This window comes from Metapseudomonas resinovorans (genome assembly GCF_002003485.1).
Lineage (GTDB): Bacteria > Pseudomonadota > Gammaproteobacteria > Pseudomonadales > Pseudomonadaceae > Metapseudomonas > Metapseudomonas resinovorans_D.
Genome location: NZ_BDMA01000075.1, coordinates 73,696 through 92,459 on the forward strand (window position 1 = coordinate 73,696; position 18,764 = coordinate 92,459).

15 protein-coding genes are annotated in these 18,764 nt (G+C 66.0%); 11 read left to right on the top strand and 4 right to left on the bottom strand.

All coding sequences use genetic code 11. The features are described 5' to 3' along the window. Positions 1–66 precede the first annotated feature (66 nt). From MnOB_RS21225 to MnOB_RS21255, 7 genes are all read left to right on the top strand, one after another. The gene (locus MnOB_RS21225) at positions 67–1,974 is read left to right on the top strand and encodes a sigma-54-dependent Fis family transcriptional regulator (RefSeq protein ID WP_077526201.1); all 1,908 of its coding nucleotides are present in this window, start codon (positions 67–69) and stop codon (positions 1,972–1,974) included. Between the two features lie 133 nt (positions 1,975–2,107). Further along, positions 2,108–3,841 (top strand): ABC transporter ATP-binding protein, encoded by a 1,734-nt coding sequence (locus MnOB_RS21230; RefSeq protein ID WP_077526202.1) that lies wholly within the window; start codon positions 2,108–2,110, stop codon positions 3,839–3,841. Next, positions 3,831–4,505 carry a subtilisin-like serine protease QhpE gene (qhpE, locus tag MnOB_RS21235; protein WP_077526203.1) on the top strand — a complete coding sequence of 225 codons (675 nt, stop codon included), beginning with the start codon at positions 3,831–3,833 and terminating at the stop codon, positions 4,503–4,505. Before MnOB_RS21230 ends, qhpE begins: the two co-directional genes overlap by 11 nt. After that, a complete protein-coding gene (gene qhpG / locus MnOB_RS21240) occupies positions 4,498–5,787 on the top strand; it encodes a flavin-dependent monooxygenase QhpG (RefSeq protein WP_077526204.1) in 1,290 nt (429 codons plus the stop codon). The genes qhpE and qhpG overlap by 8 nt, the downstream gene beginning before the upstream one ends. A gap of 204 nt (positions 5,788–5,991) precedes the next feature. Next, on the top strand, positions 5,992–7,557 hold the full coding sequence (locus tag MnOB_RS21245; RefSeq protein ID WP_077526205.1) for a BCCT family transporter: 1,566 nt from the start codon (positions 5,992–5,994) through the stop codon (positions 7,555–7,557). A gap of 241 nt (positions 7,558–7,798) precedes the next feature. Then, positions 7,799–8,071 carry a hypothetical protein gene (locus tag MnOB_RS21250; RefSeq protein ID WP_077526206.1) on the top strand — a complete coding sequence of 91 codons (273 nt, stop codon included), beginning with the start codon at positions 7,799–7,801 and terminating at the stop codon, positions 8,069–8,071. A gap of 41 nt (positions 8,072–8,112) precedes the next feature. Continuing rightward, positions 8,113–8,505, top strand: coding sequence for a GFA family protein (locus MnOB_RS21255; protein ID WP_077526207.1), 393 nt, complete (start codon positions 8,113–8,115; stop codon positions 8,503–8,505). A gap of 18 nt (positions 8,506–8,523) precedes the next feature. Here the strand turns inward: MnOB_RS21255 and MnOB_RS21260 are convergent, their stop codons facing one another. The 4 genes from MnOB_RS21260 to MnOB_RS21280 all read right to left on the bottom strand — a co-directional run bounded on the left by MnOB_RS21260 (position 8,524) and on the right by MnOB_RS21280 (position 13,154). After that, the gene (locus MnOB_RS21260; protein WP_077526208.1) at positions 8,524–9,015 is read right to left on the bottom strand and encodes a GNAT family N-acetyltransferase; all 492 of its coding nucleotides are present in this window, start codon (positions 9,013–9,015) and stop codon (positions 8,524–8,526) included. A 609-nt stretch (positions 9,016–9,624) separates the two neighbouring features. Beyond that, positions 9,625–11,169, bottom strand: a complete 1,545-nt coding sequence (locus MnOB_RS21270) for a class I adenylate-forming enzyme family protein (RefSeq protein ID WP_077526210.1) — start codon at positions 11,167–11,169, stop codon at positions 9,625–9,627. A 1-nt stretch (position 11,170) separates the two neighbouring features. Then, positions 11,171–12,328, bottom strand: coding sequence for an acyl-CoA dehydrogenase family protein (locus MnOB_RS21275; protein ID WP_077526211.1), 1,158 nt, complete (start codon positions 12,326–12,328; stop codon positions 11,171–11,173). A 10-nt stretch (positions 12,329–12,338) separates the two neighbouring features. Continuing rightward, positions 12,339–13,154, bottom strand: a complete 816-nt coding sequence (locus tag MnOB_RS21280; protein WP_077526212.1) for an IclR family transcriptional regulator — start codon at positions 13,152–13,154, stop codon at positions 12,339–12,341. 287 nt (positions 13,155–13,441) lie between these two features. Between MnOB_RS21280 and MnOB_RS21285 the strand changes: the two genes are divergently transcribed. The 4 genes from MnOB_RS21285 to MnOB_RS21300 are packed head-to-tail and all read left to right on the top strand — an operon-like array spanning position 13,442 to position 18,742. Then, positions 13,442–14,212: an enoyl-CoA hydratase gene (locus MnOB_RS21285; protein ID WP_077526213.1), complete on the top strand. Its 771-nt coding sequence runs from the start codon at positions 13,442–13,444 to the stop codon at positions 14,210–14,212. A 3-nt stretch (positions 14,213–14,215) separates the two neighbouring features. Further along, on the top strand, positions 14,216–15,736 hold the full coding sequence (locus tag MnOB_RS21290; RefSeq protein WP_077526214.1) for a 3-hydroxyacyl-CoA dehydrogenase: 1,521 nt from the start codon (positions 14,216–14,218) through the stop codon (positions 15,734–15,736). A 17-nt stretch (positions 15,737–15,753) separates the two neighbouring features. Next, a complete protein-coding gene (locus tag MnOB_RS21295) occupies positions 15,754–16,953 on the top strand; it encodes a 3-oxoadipyl-CoA thiolase (RefSeq protein ID WP_077526215.1) in 1,200 nt (399 codons plus the stop codon). A 10-nt stretch (positions 16,954–16,963) separates the two neighbouring features. Then, positions 16,964–18,742 (top strand): acyl-CoA dehydrogenase C-terminal domain-containing protein, encoded by a 1,779-nt coding sequence (locus MnOB_RS21300; RefSeq protein ID WP_077526216.1) that lies wholly within the window; start codon positions 16,964–16,966, stop codon positions 18,740–18,742. Positions 18,743–18,764: the final 22 nt, after the last annotated feature.

Sequence of the window (18,764 nt, forward strand, 5' to 3'; positions counted from 1 at the left end):
GGGTGTAGACATTCAAGGCGTGCGACCAACCGCCGGCCCAAGCCGGGGCGCACGCTGGAGCGAGAGATGGCGCAAGACATTCGAATAAAAACCGCTGCCGATCCATTGCACGAGTCGCGGCAGGCTCGACTGAAACTGGCCAGCGAAGGCGAGTTGCCCGAGGGCGTGCTGCGCGATGAAATCGACGCCTCCTGGCGACGTAGCCTTGGCCACGGTCTCAACTGCCTGGAAGGCGATCAGGTGGGCCTGGAACAGGGCCACGACCTGCAACTGCTGCTGGACAGCAACCGCCTGCTGATCGACGCCGCTACCCCGGAACTCGAATACCTGGTCAGCCAGCAGGGCAAGGGCGGGCTGATCATCCTCGGCGACGCCCAGGCCAACGTCCTCGCCATCGAGGGCCAGACCGAATTCCTCAAGACCTTCGGCCTGCGGGATCTCAAGCCCGGCAGTTGCTGGAGCGAATCCCTGCGCGGCACCAACGCCATCGGTACCGCCGTGGTCGAAGGGCGCCCCATGCTGATCAACTGTGGTGAGCATTACCTCGATCGCCTCAGCCCCTTTTCCTGTACCTCGGTGCCTCTGCGTGACCCGCAGGGCCGCGTGGTCGGTGTGCTCGACCTGACCCGCGAAGGCGTCATGGCGCAGCCGCAGGACAACCTCTCTACGCTGATGCTGGCGGCCGGCAACATCGAAAGCCGCATGTTCGGCCTCTGCTATCCGGACCATCTGGTGCTGGCCTTCCACAACCGCCCGCAATACCTCGGCAGCGCCTGGCACGGCTTGCTGGCGCTGAGCCTGGATGGCGAGGTGCTGGCCGCTAACGAACGTGCCTGCGACCTCCTGCAGATACGTCGTGAGTCCTTGGTGGGACGGCGTTCCAGCGACCTGATCGGTGAGCGCTCGCCGCAGTTCATCGCGCGCCTGCTGCAGGGCGGCGTGAGCAGCGTGCAGACCGCCAAGGGCGAATTCTTCTTCCGCGCCTTGCAGGTGCCGCGTCACACCAACCTGAGTGGCCCGGCACCTGCCGCCAAGGTGTCGTCCGCACAGAAGGCCCAGCTACTGGAAGAACTGGCCGGCCGCGACAGCCGCTTCGCCCGCGCCCTGCGCATGGCCCGTCAGGGGCTGGCCAACGAACTGCCGGTGCTGCTGTTGGGCGAGACCGGCACCGGCAAGGAAGTGGTGGCCCGCGCGCTGCACCAGTCCGGCCCACGCGCCGACAAGCCTTTCGTGGCGGTGAACTGCGCCGCCATCCCCGAAGGCCTGATCGAATCCGAACTCTTCGGTTACCGCGAAGGCGCCTTCACCGGTTCGCGCCGGGGCGGGATGGTCGGCCGGCTGATGCAGGCCCACGGCGGCACCCTGTTCCTGGACGAGATCGGCGACATGCCGCTCAGCCTCCAGGCGCGCCTCCTGCGCGTGCTGCAGGAGCGCAAGGTGGCGCCGCTGGGTGCCGGCGAAGAGCAGGACATCGACGTTGCGGTGATCTGCGCGACCCACCGTGACCTCAAGCGCCTGGTGCAGGAAAAGCACTTCCGCGAAGACCTCTATTACCGCATCAACGGTGTCAGCCTGCGCCTCCCGGCCCTGCGCGAGCGCGACGACCTGGCGGGGATGATCAGCGGCGTGCTGCACAAGTTCGGCGCCACCAATGTCAGCCTCGACAAGGACCTCACCGAACTGCTCGCCGGTTACGACTGGCCGGGCAACATCCGCCAGCTGGAAATGGTCCTGCGCTCGGCCCTGGCCATGCGCGAGGAGGGCGAGAAAGTCCTCGGCCTCGACCATCTCACCGACAGCCTGCTGGACGAACTGACCGCCAGTTGCCGCCAACCGGGCAGCATCCGCGAGAACGAACTGGAGCTGATCCGCGGCGCGCTGGACCGCCATCAGGGCAATGTCTCGGCCGCCGCCGATTCCCTCGGCATCAGCCGAGCGACGCTGTATCGCAAGTTGAAGCAACTCAGGGGATGAGGGGCTCTTGTAGGGGCGAATTCATTCGCCAAGGGCAACGCAGTTGCCCCCGAATACCCAGGGGCAGACCTTCGGCCTGCTTGGCGAATGAATTCGCCCCTACAGTATTCCGGTTCTCCCTGGTAGTGATCCCATGACCCGCCTCTTCCTCAAACTGGTAGAAACCAGCAACCCCGACCTGCTGCGCCGAGCCCTGGCCTGGCTGTACAGCTTCGTCCGTCCGCAACTGCGCGCCATCCTGGTGCTGCTCGGCCTGTCCCTAGGCGCATCCTTGCTGGTGCTGGCCCAGCCCTGGCTGACCAAGACCCTGATCGACGATGGCCTGTTGGCAAAGGATTTCAGCAAGCTGGTGCAGGTGGCCGTCGCGATGATCGCCGTCGGCATCCTCGGCACGGTGCTGTCGGGCATCAACCGTTACCTGCACACACGGCTTTCCGGGCGCATCCTCTTCGCCCTGCGAGATGACCTCTATCGCCACCTCCAGCAACTCTCGCCGGCCTTCTACGGCCGCAAGCGCATCGGCGACATCCTGTCCCGGCTCGATGGCGACGTGGCGGAGATCCAGCGCTTCGCCGTGGATTCGCTGTTCTCGGCGGTATCCAGCGTCATCGGCCTGATCGGCGCCGTGGCGCTGATGCTGTTGCTGTCCTGGCAACTGTCGTTGCTGCTGGCGCTGTTGATCCCCATCGAAGTGCTCTGGCTGCGCTGGATGCGGCGCAAGGTGGAGCGCGAGGTGCGCAGCCTGCGCGAGCGTTCGGCGGATGTGTCGTCCTTCCTGGTGGAAACCCTGCCGGCGATGAAATTCATCCAGGCCGCCGGCCAGCAGAAGCGCGAGTCGCGCCGACTGGAAGGGTTGGGGCAGGGCTATATGAGCCAATTGCTGCGGGTGCAGGTCACCGAATTCTTCACCCACGCCGTGCCCGGCACGCTCACCTCGCTGTCCCGCGCCTGCGCGTTTCTCATCGGCGGTTACTGGGTCATCCAGGGCACCTGGCAACTGGGCGCGCTGATCGCTTTCTCCACCTACCTCGGCATGGCTGTCGGTCCGGTACAGAGCCTGCTCGGCCTCTACGTCGCACTGCAACGCATGACCGTCAGCCTTGGCCGGGTGATGGAGTTGCAACAGGAACCCGTCCCGGTACGCCAGCCCGAGTCGCCCAAACCCATGCCAGAGGGCAGGGGAGAGCTGCGTCTTGAAGGCGTGCATTTTGCTCACGAACAGCGCGCCGGTGCCGTGCTGCGTGGGGTGGATGCGGTGATTCCCGCTGGCCTCAAAGTGGCCATTAGTGGCGCCTCGGGCGTCGGCAAATCCACCCTGATTGACCTGCTACAACGCTTCTACGACCCCGACCAGGGCCGCGTGCTTTTGGACGGCGCCGACCTGCGCGAGCTGGACCTCTTCGCCCTGCGCCGACGCATCGCCGTGGTCAGCCAGGACATCGTCCTGTTCCGTGGCACCCTGGCCGAAAACCTTGGCTACAGCGCTCCGGACGCCAGCCGCGAAGCCCTGGAACAGGTGGCGCGGCTGGCTCGGCTCGATAGCCTGATCGAATCCCTGCCGCTGGGCCTGGACAGCCCGCTGGGCGAACGCGGCCAGCAGCTTTCCGGCGGCCAGAAACAGCGCATCGCCATTGCCCGCGCGCTGTTGCAGGACCCGCTCATCCTGGTCCTGGACGAGGCCACCTCGGCGGTGGACGAAGCCACCGAGCGCGAGGTGATCGCCGCCATCGACCAGCTCTTTGCCGGGCGCACGCGCATCCTCATCAGCCACCGACCCTCCACCCTGGCCCAGGCCGATATTGCCTTCCGCCTTGAGCACGGCCAATTGCACAGCCTGGAACCCGAGCAGGCGAGCCATGGCCATTGACCTCGCTATCGGCATCATCGACAGCGGATTTGCGCGGGAGCAGGCCGGTGTCGTCGCCCAGTCGCGCCGCTTCTGGCTGGAAGGCGGGGAATTGCAGGAAGGCGACACCCAGCCCGACGCCCTTGGCCACGGCAGCGTGGTGCTGGATACGCTGACGCGCCAGTGCGGCCCGGCCCGGCTCTGTGTCGCGCAGGTGTTCGGCGAACGCTGGCAGACCAGCCCGTTGCAAATCGCCGCCGCATTGCACTGGCTGATCCAAGAGGACGTGGCCTTGATCAATCTGAGTCTCGGCCTGCGCAACGACCGACCGGTATTGCGCGAGGCCTGCGTGCTGGCTCACAGCTCCGGCATCCTGCTCTGCGCCTCGAGCCCCGCCCAGGGCGAACCGGTGTATCCGGCTGCGTATCCGGGCGTGATCCGTGTGACCGGCGACGCTCGCTGCGCGCCGGGACAGTGGTCCTGGCTGAACAGCCCGCAGGCCGATTTTGGTGCGCATGTCGCGGCGGCCAACGGCGTGGCCGGCGCCAGCGTCGGTTGCGCGGCATTGAGCGGAATCATCGCCGGTTACCTGCAGTCCCGTCCTGGCGCCAGTCGTGAATCGGTGCTGGAGTGGCTGCACGAAGGGGCTGCCTACACCGGGCCGGAGCGCCGTGGCCATGCCTGAAATCGTCGTACTCGGTGCCGGACCTGCAGGTGCTGCGGTGGCCTTGGGGCTGAAGCGGCTGGGCTACTCCGTGCGCGTGGTCAGCGAGTGGCGCCGCTTCACGGCCGTAGAAGGCGTCTCCCAGCGTGTACTGGACGGACTGCGACAGGCCGGCCTGCGACATGCGCTTGCCTGCGCTGCCGCTCCTTCGCCGCGCCGTGTCCTGTGGAATGGCGATGGCCAGTCCATCAACCAGGAATGCCTGCTGGACCGCCCCCGATTCGACGCGGCCATACGCGAGGACCTGCGCGCGGCGGGTATCGACGTCGTGGAAGCCCGAGTGCTGAAAGTGGACAGCACTGATGCCGGCCACCTGATCCATCTCGACTGCCGCGAACCGCTGCGCGCTGCTTTCCTGGTCGAAGCCCGAGGCCGTTCGGCACCGCTGGCCGGCGGCCGCCTGCGCGGACCGGAGACCCTGAGCCTGCTCAACCAGTGGCAGGAAGCACCCGGCCAACCGGGTTCGGCCGTGGAAAGCCTGCCCGATGGCTGGGCCTGGATGGCGCGCCTGGTCGATGGCCGTTGCTACTGGCAGATCACCCTGGATGCCGGCGGCCTGCCGCCCAAGGAGGAGCTAGCTGACTACTGCGCCCTTCGTCGCGCCGAATCCAGCCTGGTGCGCGAGCTGTTCGGCGACGCCGCATTGCAGCCGGCCAGCCTCCATGCGCGCAGCAGCACCGCCATCCTCTTCCATGAAGCCAGCGGCTCGAACTGGCTGAGGGTAGGGGACGCCGCCATGGCCGTGGACCCGCTTTCCGGCAACGGCATCTTCCAGTCCCTGTCGTCCGCCCTGCAGGCGCCGGCGGTGATCAATACGATGCTGCAATGCCCGGATCGCGCCGAACTTGCCCGACGCTTCCACCAGCGCCGGGTGGAACACCTCTTCCTGCGCTTCGCCCGCACCGGTCGCGACTTCTACGGCCTGGAACAGCGCTGGCCCGACCAACCCTTCTGGCGTGACCGGCGCAGCTGGCCGGATGCCGAGCCCATGCATGCGGCGGCTGATTTCAGTCAGGTCAGGGTAGAGCGCGCCCCGGTCATCCACGGTGACCTGATCGACGAAGTCGAGGTGGCGGTCACCGCCGACCAGCCACTGGGCATCTGGCACCTGCAAGGTGTCGAACTCGCGCCCGTCATCACCGCTCTCCAGCGCGGTGAACTGAACCACGCCCTGGCCGCGTTGCCCGAAGCCCAGCGGCGGATGGTGCAGGGCTGGTTGCTGGCGCAGGGCTATCGGCCCTGAAGCCCGGCGGGCTGGGACCCTCGTTCCAGACGGCCTGAAACAAGCCTGTTCGGCTTGGGGACTGTCGCATTTGGATCGGTGGGCATCGTCCACGCGCAAGTCGCCTTTCCCAGCTCGCGCGACCATCGCGGGGCACTGACCGTCGCCCGCCACGGCAGGTTTCACCGCTAACAAGAAGAAAGGCATTCAAGCTTGAGGAGGCCCATGCACAAGACACCTGGATCACCCGTCGACAAGGTCGTTTTCTGGGGGGCGGCTGCGATTTCAGCCTCATTGGTCACCTGGGGGGCTCTCGCACCAACGGCCATGGCGACGGCGTCACAGGCGCTGCTGAACACCATCATCGACTGGTTCGGCTGGAGCTTCGTGCTCTCCACGGCGTTCTTCCTGGGCTTCGCGCTGTTCCTCGCGTTCAGCCGCTTTGGCCGGATCAGGCTGGGCAAGGATGACGAAGAACCCGAGTTCAGCACGTCGTCGTGGATTGCGATGATGTTCAGCGTCGGCATGGGAATCGGCCTCATGTTCTGGGGTGTGGCTGAACCGATTACACACTTCTCGACGTTGCCCAACGACCTGGCGCCGCCGCACTCCAGGGAGGCGGCCAAGGTGGCCATGGGCTACGCCTACTTCCATTGGGCGTTCCACCCCTGGGCGATCTACGCCATCGTCGGCCTGGTGATGGCTTACTTCTCGTTCCGCAAGGGGCTGCCGAACCTGATCTCCAGCGCCTTTACGCCACTGATTGGCGAAGCGGGCGTTCGCGGGCCATTGGGCAAGTCGATCGACATGCTGGCCGTCCTGGCCACGCTTTTCGGCACCGCCACTTCCCTCGGCCTGGGCGCGCAGCAGATCAACAGCGGCCTCAACTACCTGTGGCACACCGGCGAATCGAACAGCATTGCGTTGGCGATCATCGCGGTGATGACGGTGCTGTTCATCCTTTCCGCGGTATCCGGCGTGGGCAAGGGCGTGCAGTTCCTGAGCAACGTCAACATGGTGGTCGCGGTGTTGTTGCTGCTGTTCCTCGCGGCAGTGGGGCCCAGCGTATTCATCATGAACACTCTGGTTGCATCGATAGGCGAATACCTGCGCGAGCTGGTACCGATGTCGTTCCGCACCGCGGCCTTCAGCGATGGCAAGTGGCTCGCTGGCTGGACCATCTTCTACTGGGCCTGGTGGATCTCCTGGGCGCCTTTCGTTGGCACCTTCATCGCCCGGATTTCCCGAGGCCGCACCATTCGCGAGTTCGTCATCGGCGTCATCTTCATTCCCAGTGGGGTGACGATGGTGTGGTTCGCGATCATGGGCGGCGCGGCCCTGTACTCGGAGCTGGCAGGCGCTGGCGGCATTGCCGCAGCCGTGAATGACCAGGGGCCGGCGGTGGCGCTCTTCACCTTGCTGGGCCAGTACCCCGCGGCGGCGCTGACTTCATTTGCCGCCATTGTGCTGGTGGGCGTGTTCTTCATCTCGGGAGCCGACGCGGGTTCCATCGTCATGGGCATGCTGTGCGCGCGCGGCAGCCTGACGCCGCCGGGTTGGCTGGTGGTGCTGTGGGGCACGTTGAGCAGTGCGGCGGCCTCGGTGCTGCTGGTGATGGGCGGCCTGGTCGCACTGCAGACCGCCGCCATCATCTTCGCTGCGCCGTTCCTGGCAGTGATGGTGGGGTTGTGCGTGTCGCTGTGGAAGGCATTGTTGAATGAGCGGCAGGTGAGCGTGGCGCACGACCCGCTTGCCGCGCTCCGCGCACCAGCGCCGGCCGCGTCGGATTGAAGCTCTCGTAGGTTGGTGCGGGCGGCGTCCCGCTAGAGCGAAGCGAAACCCAACATTGCAAACCTCGATCCCCGGCCTTTTTGTAGGAGCGAGCTTGCTCGCGAAAGATCGTGCTCGGACTGTTCGCGAGCAAGCTCGCTCCTACCAGGCAGACGAACGGTGCGAATTTCCCTGGAGCAGAGGCTGTGCATCCCGTTGTCTAAATTGTCTTGATGGCCGCAGGATCGCGTCCGGAGGCAGCATGAAGCGCCTACTTCAACAACGTCTTCAAGCCCAGGTGGATTCCGTGCTGCCTGGGTTCGAGGTCCTTTGCGAGTTCGGTCTGGGCCAGGTCATCGAGATCCGCCTGCGGCGAAGCAGCTCGCACGAGTCGATACGCATAACGGGCGTCAGGATGGCCGAACTCCGAGGGCCGGGAGCACTTGATTGGACGGTCGAGCAGCTCTTGTTCGAGATTCAGGCCATTGTCGGAGACCTGCCGGCCGAGGAACCGGTCGAGACGAAGTCCGGCTGAGGTGGTTGCAGGTCTTCCTGTCGCTTCAGAGGAGACGCAGCATGGACCGATTCACCGGCGGTTGCCTGTGCGGCAATGTCCGAATCGTGGCGTCGGGGCGCCCGTATCGGGTCGGCCTTTGTCACTGCCTCGATTGCCGCAAGCATCATGGAGCCCTGTTCAACGCTTGCGCGGTCTTCCCCCAGGATGCCGTGACTATCGACGGCGAAACCCGTGAGTATGCCGGTCGATTCTTCTGTCCCCGCTGTGGTTCATCCGTCTTTGCCCGCAGCTCAGACGAAATCGAAGTGCACCTGGGCGCCCTGGATGTCCCCGACCAACTGATGCCGACCTACGAAAGCTGGATCGTCCGTCGCGAATCCTGGTTGCCGGCATTCCCGCTTGCGCGACACTACGAGCGTGATCGTGACCCCACCGGGCGCTTCGAGGAGTAGGGCGGAGCAGCAGACCGGTCAGCCGATTGCCTTGGCCATTTCACTGGTCGCGGCCCAACCCAATTCTTCATAGACCGGTCTACCTGCCTCGGTCGCATGCAGCACGGCGAAGTGCAGTCCACGCTGTTCGAATTCGCCTTCCGCCAGCTTCATCAGCGCGGAAGCCAGGCCCCGCCGTCGATAGGCCGGCTCGACGAAAACGTTCAGCACGTAGCCGCGCTGGTCCAGACTCGGATGGGCCGGATGGGGCGGCCAGTCGATACTCATGAGACCTATCGCCGCCACGGGCTTTCCATCGTCCATCAGGGCAAACCCGTAGTAACGACCATCGGCCAGGCGCTCGTGCAGCCAGGGGCGGAAGTGCTCGGTCATCACCCGCAAACCCGATGGATCGCCCCCCGCCTCGAGGAACATGGTTTCGCGGTGCAGGCAAATCATCGGCACGTCTTCCAGCTGAAGTCGACGTGACTCCAGCCCTGAAAGATCGATGTCAGCGGGAAAGTTTTTCATCGCATGAACCGGGTACGGAGTGGTCGATGCTAGGGCGGAGGCCAGGTCAGTGATAGGTCCAGATCGAAACTGAAATCTCCATACAGCGACCGGGAGGTAGAAGATAACGCCGGTGAGTTGCTCAAGGCCTTCACGATGGCCCTGGCACAGGAAGCCGGCAGCTTCGAAGCAGCCGAGTGGCAACCGCAGAAGTTGCAGCTCGAGCGCCTTTCGGTGGCCCAGGCCCGCCAGGGTTTCAGTTCGTAGGATGGGTCGAGCGGAGCGATACCCATCAACCCCAAGGGGCCACTGCGTGGCCTTGGCGAATGAATTCGCCCCTACAGGACTGCGCCGTCTCGCGTCACCCCCTCTCCCTTCAGGGAGAGGGGCCGGGGGAGAGGGTGTTACCGGCTAGCTCGGCGCTGCGTCATTTCGCGAATGAATTCGCCCCTACAGGACTGAGCCAAAGGTACGCCTAGCGTCACCCCTCGCCCTCTGGGAGAGGGGCCGGGGGTGAGGGTGTTGCCGGCTCGCTCGATGCTGGGCCATTTCGCGAATGAATTCGCTCCCACAGGGTCTGAGCTGAAGCGGCCACGTCCGCCTCCTACTGGGAGACGGACGCCTGGAGCACTAAGCATTCAACGCAAGTTTCTTCAGCTCGTGCTTCAGGACCTTTCCGGTGGCTGCGGCGGGAAGGGCGGCCAGCACGCGGATTTCCATGGGGCGCTTGTAGGGCGAAAGCCGGTCGGCGAGAAACGCTTTCAGCCCGCCCGCATCGAAGCTATCGGGATCGGCGACCTGGAGGAAGGCAACCACCTCTTCATTGCCCTCCACCGGACGTCCCACCACCGCCGACAGCACCACACCGGGATAGGCATTGAGCACCGCCTCCACTTCCGGCGGATAAACGTTGAAGCCCGAGCGGATGATCAGTTCCTTGCTGCGACCGACGATGAACAGCGCGCCGTCGCTGGCCTGGCGGGCCAGGTCTCCGGTATTCAGCCAGCCGTCCGCGTCGAGGACGTCGGCCGTCTGCTCCGGCGCACGGTAGTAACCCTTCATCACGTTGGGGCCGCGCACCCACAGCTCGCCGACCTCGCCGGACGCAACCTCGTGCTGGCGCTGGTTGTCCAGCAGGCGGATTTCCAGGCCGGGAATCGGTCGCCCCACGGAGGTGTCGCGACGCGGTTCGTCGATGCGGGTCTGGCTCACCGTCGGCGAGCTTTCGGTCAGGCCGTAGCCGTTGTGCAGCGGGATACCGAAGCGTGTCTCCACCGCCTGCTTGAGGGTTTCGTCCAGCGGCGAACCCCCGGCATACATGAAGCGCAGATGCGGTGCCTTCAGCTCCAGGCGGCCGGCATCGGCCAGTTCCAGCAGCCTGGCGTACATGGCGGGCACGCCCTGCATCAGGGTCACGCCATCCTCGCGCAAGGCGCGGGCCAGTTCTTCAGGGTCGAAGCGCGGCTCGAGCTGCAGGGCCGCGCCGGCGAACAGGCTCGCCAGGCACACGGCGGAGAGACCGTAGACATGGGAAATGGGCAGTACCGCGTAGACCCGGTCGCTGCTGCCAAGCTGGCGCAGCAGGCTGGCGGAGTGGGCGATGTAGAGCAGGTTGCGATGGGTCAGCATCACGCCCTTGGGCGCGCCGGTGGTGCCGGTGGTGTAGATCATCGCCGCCACCTGGCGGGTCGGATCGGCTTCCACGGGTTCCGGCGAGCAATCTTCGTTCAGTGGACCGAGGTGGTAACGACCCAGGCCGCCGAGCGTGTGTCCCTCGGCCCCGGCGTATTCGGCATGGGCAGCCGCATCGCGGGAGACGGAACTGCCATACAGGACCCGACGGGCACCGCAGTGCTGGCGAATGTTGTCGATTTCACCGGGCGAGAGACGCGCGTTGACCACCACGGCCCAGGCATCGAGCTGGCTGAGGGCGAGCAGGGCGGCGACCAGCAGGCCGCAGTTTTCCGCCACCAGCATCACCCGGTCGCCACCGCGTATTCCGTCCAGCGCGAGGCGCTCGGCGAGGCTCGCGACGGCGATGCGCAGTTCGCCGTAGCTCAGGGTCTCGCCACGTTCATGCAATGCCGGGGCGCCATCGTGGATCGCCGGGTGGCGATCGAGAATCTGGTGCAGGCGGGTCGGCAGCCCGGCGAGTACGTCTTCACGGGTCAGCATCTCAGTTCTGCCCCGCGCGACGGATGAGGTTGCGGGCGATCACCAGTTGCTGGATCTGGGTGGTGCCTTCGTAGATGCGGAACAGGCGCACGTCGCGGTAGAAACGCTCGATGCCGTACTCGCTGACATAGCCGGCGCCGCCGAAGATCTGCACCGCGCGGTCGGCCACGCGGCCGCACATTTCCGAGGCGAACATCTTGCAGCACGAGGCTTCCATGGAAACGTCCTGCTTGAGGTCGCGCTTGCGTGCCGCGTCGAGCACCATGCAGCGGGCGGCGTAAATGTCTGCCTGGCTGTCGGCCAGCATGGCCTGGATCAGCTGGAACTCCGCCAGGGCCTGGCCGAACTGCTTGCGTTCCAGGGCGTAGGCCAGGGCATCGTTGAGCATGCGTTCGGCGGCGCCCACGCAGACGGCCGCGATGTGCAGGCGGCCTTTGTCGAGCACGCGCATGGCGGTCTTGAAGCCGACGCCTTCGACCCCGCCGATCAGGTTGTCCGCGGGAATTCTGCAGTCCTGGAAAATCACGTCGCAGGTGTGGGCGCCTTTCTGCCCCATCTTCTGGTCGATCTTGCCCAGGGTGACGCCGGGCGTGCCGGCCTCGACCACGAACGCAGAAATACCACCGGCTCCCTTGATCGTCGGGTCCGTGCGCGCCATGACCGTGAAGATGCCGGCCTCGGGTGCGTTGGTGATGAAACGCTTGGTGCCGTTGAGCACGTAGCTGTCGCCGTCGCGGACGGCGGTGGTGCGCAGCGAGGCGGCGTCGGAGCCGGAGTCCGGCTCGGTGAGGGCGAAGGAACCGATCAGCTCGCCGGCGGCCATGCGCGGCAGGTAGCGGCGCTTCTGCTCCTCGGTGCCGTCGATGATCAGGCCCTGGGAACCGATGCCGTTGTTTGTGCCGATCAACGAGCGGAAAGCCGGTGAAGTCTTGCCAAGCTCGAAGGCGACCAGGACTTCCTCTTCCATGCTCAGGCCAAGCCCGTCGTACTCCTGGGGAATGCACAGGCCGAACAGGCCAAGCGCTTTCATCTCATCGACGATGTGCCCGGGAATCCGGTCGGACTCCGCTACCTCGGCCTCGTTGGGTACCAGGCGCTCGCGGACGAAGCGCGACAGGTTTTCGAGCAGCAGGTTGAGTGTTTCCTGATCGTTGATCATTGCGGTCCTCTTATTGGAATTGTCGGCCCAGATTGGCTCCGACGTTGCGTACCAGGTGGGCCAGGCGTGGTCCGACGTCGTCTTCCAGCATGTGCTGGCGCAGCACGAAGGCCGGGCCCCCGCAGCTGAAGGCGACGACGCCGGAACCGTCCGGCTGGATGAGGGGAACGCCGACGGCGTTGATGTCTTTCTGCCAATCGCCGCAGGAGAGGCAGTAGCCGTGGTCCTGGTAGTGGCGGAAGGTTTTGTCCAGTTGCTCGCGGGTGGTGGCCCAGTCGTCGTCGCGGGCCTTCAACTGATTGAGCAGCAGGTCGCGCTCGGCGTCGGGCAGGGCCGCCAGGTAGGCGCGGCCCATGGCGGTGCTGGTCATGGGAATGCGCGAACCCACGTCCAGGCGCAGGCTCAGCGGACCCGGCCCCTGGCAGTTCTCGATGTAGACCATGCTCAGGCGGTCGCGGGCGCCGAGGGAAACCGAACACTGCGTCTGGTCGGCGAATTCCTGCATGAGCGGGCGGGCCTGCTTGCGGATGTCCAGGCCGTTGAGGTGGGCATAGCCGAGGGCGAGCACGCCGGTATCAAGGGCGTATTTTCCCAGGCTCTCCACGTACTGCAGGTAGCCCAGGCGGGTCAGGGTGTAGGTCAGTCGCGAGACGGTCGCCTTGGGCAAGCCGCTGCGCTTGACCAGTTCCTGATTGCCCAGCAGGCGCTCGCCGGGGCGGAAGCAGCGCAGCAGCTCCAGGCCACGGGCCAGCGCCGTGACGAACTGGCGATCCTGCTCCAGGTCCTGGCTGTCGAGTTCGGTGTCGATACGTCCACGCTTTTCCATCGTCGTTCCTCGTGCGTCGGGAAGGGCCTCCCCGAAGCGCCGGCCGGATGCTGGCACAGGAAAAAACGGGGAGTCAACAAAATCAAAACGTAGTTTCGCACAGCGGAACTAATGCTTCCAGTCAAGATTAATCCTCCTTGCCTGCAAAGCCTCTCTCCATCTGCGTTTCAGCGTGTTTTCTTTTTGGTGACGATTTTCGAGCGATTTACAACGACAAGCGGAATTGCTTAGGCTGGATTGCAATGCAAAACACAGTTCCGCCGTGCGGAACATATAAGGTGCAAGCCATGAGTGAAACCCTTGTCGAACGGCCGCTGCCCGGCGTGGCAGTCATCCGTCTCAATCGCCCCGACGCCCGCAACGCCTTGAACCAGGCCGTGCGTGAACAGCTGGCGGCCCACTTCACCGAGCTCTCCAGCGATTGGCAGGTGCGCTGCATCGTGCTGACCGGAGGCGACCAGGTCTTCGCAGCCGGTGCCGATATCCGCGACATGGCCGAGCGCGGCGCCATGGAGATGTTCCAGCGCCAGACCCATCGACTGTGGGCGGCCATTGCCCAATGCCCGAAACCGGTGATCGCGGCGGTGAACGGATTCGCCCTGGGCGGCGGCTGCGAGCTGGCGATGCACGCCGACCTGATCGTGGCAGGCGAGGGCGCCAGCTTCGGTCAGCCGGAAGTCCGCGTCGGCATCATGCCGGGAGCCGGCGGCACTCAGCGCCTGACTCGGGCGGTGGGCAAGTTCCAGGCGATGCGCATGCTCCTCACCGGCCTCCCGGTCAAAGCTTCCGAGGCGTTGCGCATGGGGCTGGCCAGCGAGGTGGTGGCCGACGATCAGGTGCAGTCGCGTGCCCTGGAACTGGCTGAACTGATCGCCGGCATGCCGCCGCTGGCGGTCATGCAGATCAAGGAGGTGCTCCTGGCGGGCCAGGATGCGTCGCTGGACACGGCGCTGATGCTGGAGCGCAAGGCCTTCCAGTTGCTGTTCGATTCCGCCGACCAGAAAGAGGGCATGCGTGCCTTCCTGGAAAAGCGCAAACCAACCTATTCGGGGAATTGAACCATGAGCGTTCGTGAAATCCGCGACATGGCGGTGGTGGGAGCCGGCGTGATGGGCGCGGGCATTGCCCAGATCGCTGCCTTGGCTGGTCTCACCGTGTACCTCTTTGATGCCCGCGAGGGTGCCGCTGAAAGCGCGCGTCAGGGCCTGGTGGCGACCTTCGACAAGCTGGTGGCCAAGGGCAAGCTCGACAGCGCCACGGCGCAGACCGCCGCCGCTCGCCTGCGGCCGGTGACCGCCATCGCGGAACTGGCCGACTGCCAGTTGGTGGTGGAAGCCATCGTCGAGCGGCTCGATGCAAAGCGTGCGCTGTTCGCTGAACTGGAGAAGGTGGTGGCCGACGATTGCGTGCTGGCCACCAATACCTCGTCGCTCTCGGTCACCTCCATCGCCGCTGGCTGCCGGTTGCCGGGGCGGGTAGGGGGCTTCCACTTCTTCAATCCCGTTGCGCTGATGAAGATCGTCGAAGTGATCGACGGCCTCCAGGGCGAATCCTGGGTCGGCGAAACCCTGCTCGCGCTTGGCGAGCGTTTTGGCCATGTCGCGGTTCGCGCCAAGGACACGCCCGGCTTCATCGTCAACCACGGTGGACGCGGATATGGCACCGAGGCGATGCGCATTCTCGGCGAGTCGATCACCGACGAAGCCGGCCTGGACCGCATCCTTCGCGAGCAGGCGGGCTTCCGCATGGGACCGTGCGAGCTGTTCGACCTGACCGGGCTGGATGTTTCTCATCCGGTGACCGAATCGATCTACGAGCAGTACTACCAGGAGCCACGCTACAGGCCTTCGGTCATCACCCGCCAACGCCTGGATGCCGGTCTCCTCGGACGCAAAAGCGGGCAGGGCTTCTATCGCTACGTGTTGGGCGTCCAGCAGGCTCCCGAAGAGCCGGCGGTTCCAGTCGTGGCAAACCTGCCGCCGGTCTGGGTCAGCCATGTGCGTCCGGCGGCCAGGGCGAACGTGGTGGCGCTACTGGAAAACCTCGGAGCGACCGTGGAGCCGGGCCTGCGTCCCAGCGACGAGGCGCTGTGCCTGGTATTGCCACTGGGTGGCGACGCCACCAGCAGTGCCAAGGCGGAAGGGTTGGACCCGTTGCGCACGCTCGCCCTGGACATCCTGCTGCCGCTGGATCGACGCCGCGTGCTGATGACCACGCCGGTCACCGGACCGGGTTGGCGCGATGCCGCTCGTGCACTGCTCGCCGCCGACGGCGTGCCCGTCAGCCTGATCCATGACAGTGCGGGCTTCGTCTCCCAGCGGGTGCTCGCGCAGATCATCAACATCGCGTCCGACATGGCCCAGCAGCGCGTCGCCACGCCGGGCGACATCGACCGCGCCATCCGCCTTGGCCTGGGCTACCCCCAAGGACCGTTGAGCTGGGGCGACGCCCTGGGCGCCGAAACCGTCCTCCAGGTGCTGGACAACCTGCACACCTTCTACCGCGATCCGCGCTACCGCCCGAGTCCCTGGCTGATCCGCCGGGCCATGCTCGGCCTGTCGCTGCTCACCCCCGACAACTGAATTCCAAGGAAATCCCGATGCTCGATGCCTACATCTACGACGGCCTGCGCACACCTTTCGGCCGCCACGGCGGCGGCCTGGCCGCCATTCGTCCCGACGACCTCGCCGCGCAATTGATGCGTGCCCTGGTGGAGCGCTCGCCGTTTGCCGCCGAGCAGATCGAGGACGTGATCCTCGGCTGCACCAACCAGGCGGGTGAGGACAGCCGCAACGTCGCACGCAACGCGCTGCTGGCGGCCGGCTTCCCGGTCACGGTGGCCGGGCAGACGGTCAACCGCCTGTGTGCCAGCGGCCTGGCGGCGGTACTGGATGCCGCCCGTGCGGTGAGTTGTGGTGAGGGTGGCCTGTACCTGGCCGGGGGCGTGGAAAGCATGAGCCGCGCGCCGTTCGTGCTGGCCAAGGCCGAGTCGGCCTACAGCCGCGAAGCGAAGATCTTCGATACCACCCTGGGCGCGCGCTTCCCCAACCCGAAAGTGAATGCCCAGTTCGGTGCCGACAGCATGCCGGAGACCGCCGACAACGTGGCCCGTGACTACGGCATCGACCGCGCCCAGGCGGATGCCTTCGCCCTGGCCTCGCAACGGCGCTATGCAAGCGCGCTGGAGTGCGGCTTCTTCGCCGAGGAGATTCTCCCCGTCGAGGTGCCGGCCGGCCGCAAAGGGACCCTCACCCTCTGCGCTGATGAACACCCGCGGCCGGATGCCAGCGCCGAGGGCCTGGCCAAACTGCGTCCCCTTTTCGAGGGCGGGGTGGTCACCGCCGGCAACGCCTCCGGCATCAACGATGGTGCCGCGGCCCTGCTGATCGGCACGCGCGAAGTCGGGGAGCGCGCCGGCGCAATGCCGCGTGCGCGCATCCTCGCGGGCGCCGCCGCCGGAGTCGCGCCGAGGGTCATGGGCATCGGCCCGGCCTACGCCATTCCCAAGGCCCTGGAGCGAGCCGGGCTGACTCTGGCGGGCATGGATCTGATCGAAATCAACGAAGCCTTCGCCAGTCAGGTCCTGGGTTGCCTGACACTGCTCGGCCTCCCGCATGACGATCCCCGCGTCAATCCCAATGGCGGCGCCATCGCCCTCGGCCATCCCCTGGGTGCATCCGGCGCGCGCCTGGTCCTGACTGCGCTGCGTCAACTGGAGCGCAGCGGTGGACGCTACGCCGTGGTCAGCCTGTGCATCGGCGTCGGCCAGGGCCTGGCCGTCGTGATCGAACGCCTTTGAGGAGAACACCATGGCTACTTATCAAGCTCCACTGCGGGACATGCGCTTCGTGCTGGAGGAAATGCTCGAACTCTCCAGCCATGCCGACCTGCCGGGTTTCGGCGATGCCACGCCCGACGTGGTGACGGCGATCCTCGAAGAAGGCGCGAAACTCGCCAGCGAAGTGCTGGCCCCGCTGAATGCGGTGGGTGACCATGAGGGCTGCCGGCTGGAGGAAGGAGAAGTCCGCCCCGCCCCGGGCTTCCGCGAGGCCTACCGGCTGTATGCAGAAGGTGGCTGGAGCGGGCTGACCGCCTTGCCCGAGTACGGCGGCCAGGGTCTGCCCCATGTGCTGGGCATCGTCATTCGCGAGATCATGACCAGCGCGAACCTGGCCTTCTCCATGTTCGCCGGCCTGACCCATGGCGCGGCCAATGCCATCGCCAACGGCGGCACGGAGCAGCAGAAGGCGCTGTACCTGCCGCCGATGATTGAAGGTCGCTGGACCGGCACCATGAACCTCACCGAGCCGCACTGCGGCACCGACCTCGGTCTGCTGCGCACCCGCGCCGAGCCCCAGGCCGACGGCAGTTACCGGATCAGCGGAACCAAGATCTTCATCTCCGCCGGTGAACACGATCTGGCGGAAAACATCGTCCACCTGGTGCTCGCCCGCCTGCCCGACGCACCACCCGGCGTGAAGGGCATCAGCCTGTTCATCGTGCCAAAGTTCCTGGTCAACCCCGACGGCTCCCTGGGCGAGCGCAATGCGGTGCGTTGCGGTTCCCTGGAAGAGAAGATGGGCATCCACGGCAACCCGACCTGCGTGATGAACTACGACGGTGCCAGCGGTTACCTGATCGGCCAGCCGCACCAGGGCCTGCGGGTGATGTTCGTGATGATGAACAGCGCACGTCTGGCCGTCGGGGTGCAGGGGCTGAGCCTGGCCAGCGTCGCCTACCAGAACGCCGCCCGCTACACCCGCGAGCGCCTGCAGGGCCGGGCCCCTGGAGGTGCGGTAGCGCCGGAACTGGCCGCCGATCCGATCGTTGCCCATCCCGACGTGCGCCGGATGTTGCTGAGCCAGCGGGCCTTCGTCGAGGCCGGACGTGCCCTGGCCTACTGGGCGGGACTGCAGGTGGACCTGGCGCACAAGCACCCGGAGGCACAGGTGCGCGAGGAGGCCAACGACCTGCTCGGCCTGCTGACGCCAATGATCAAAGCGTACTGCACGGACAAGGCGGTGGACTGCACCAACCTGGCGATGCAGTGCTTTGGCGGCCACGGCTACATCCGCGAGTGGGGCATGGAGCAGTTCGTCCGCGATGCGCGCATCACGCCGCTGTACGAAGGCACCAATGGTGTCCAGGCGATGGACCTGGCCGCACGCAAGCTGCCGCTGGAAGGCGGGCGGGCGGTGCGCCGTTTCATCGGCCTGATTGCGGCGTTCTGCGACCGCCACGCTGATGAACTGGACGAATTCGTCGGGCCGCTGCGCCGAGCCCTTGGGCACTTGCAGGAGGCCACCGACCGGTTGCTGCAGGATTCGACGCCGGCGCAGACCGCGGCGGCTGCGGTGGACTACCTGCATCTCACCGCGCTGGTGGCTTTCGCCCACCAGTGGGCGCGCATGGCGCTGATCGCCCAGCACCGGCTTGCGGAGAGCTTCGACGACGCCGCGTTCTACCGCGCCAAGCAGCACACCGCGCGCTTCTTCTTCCAGCACATGCTGCCGGAGACGGCGATACACTTGCAGCGTATCCAGGTGGGGGCCGGCGTGTTGCTGGCCTTCGATCCCGAGCAGTTCTAAGGCGTCACGCCAGGGGAGACGG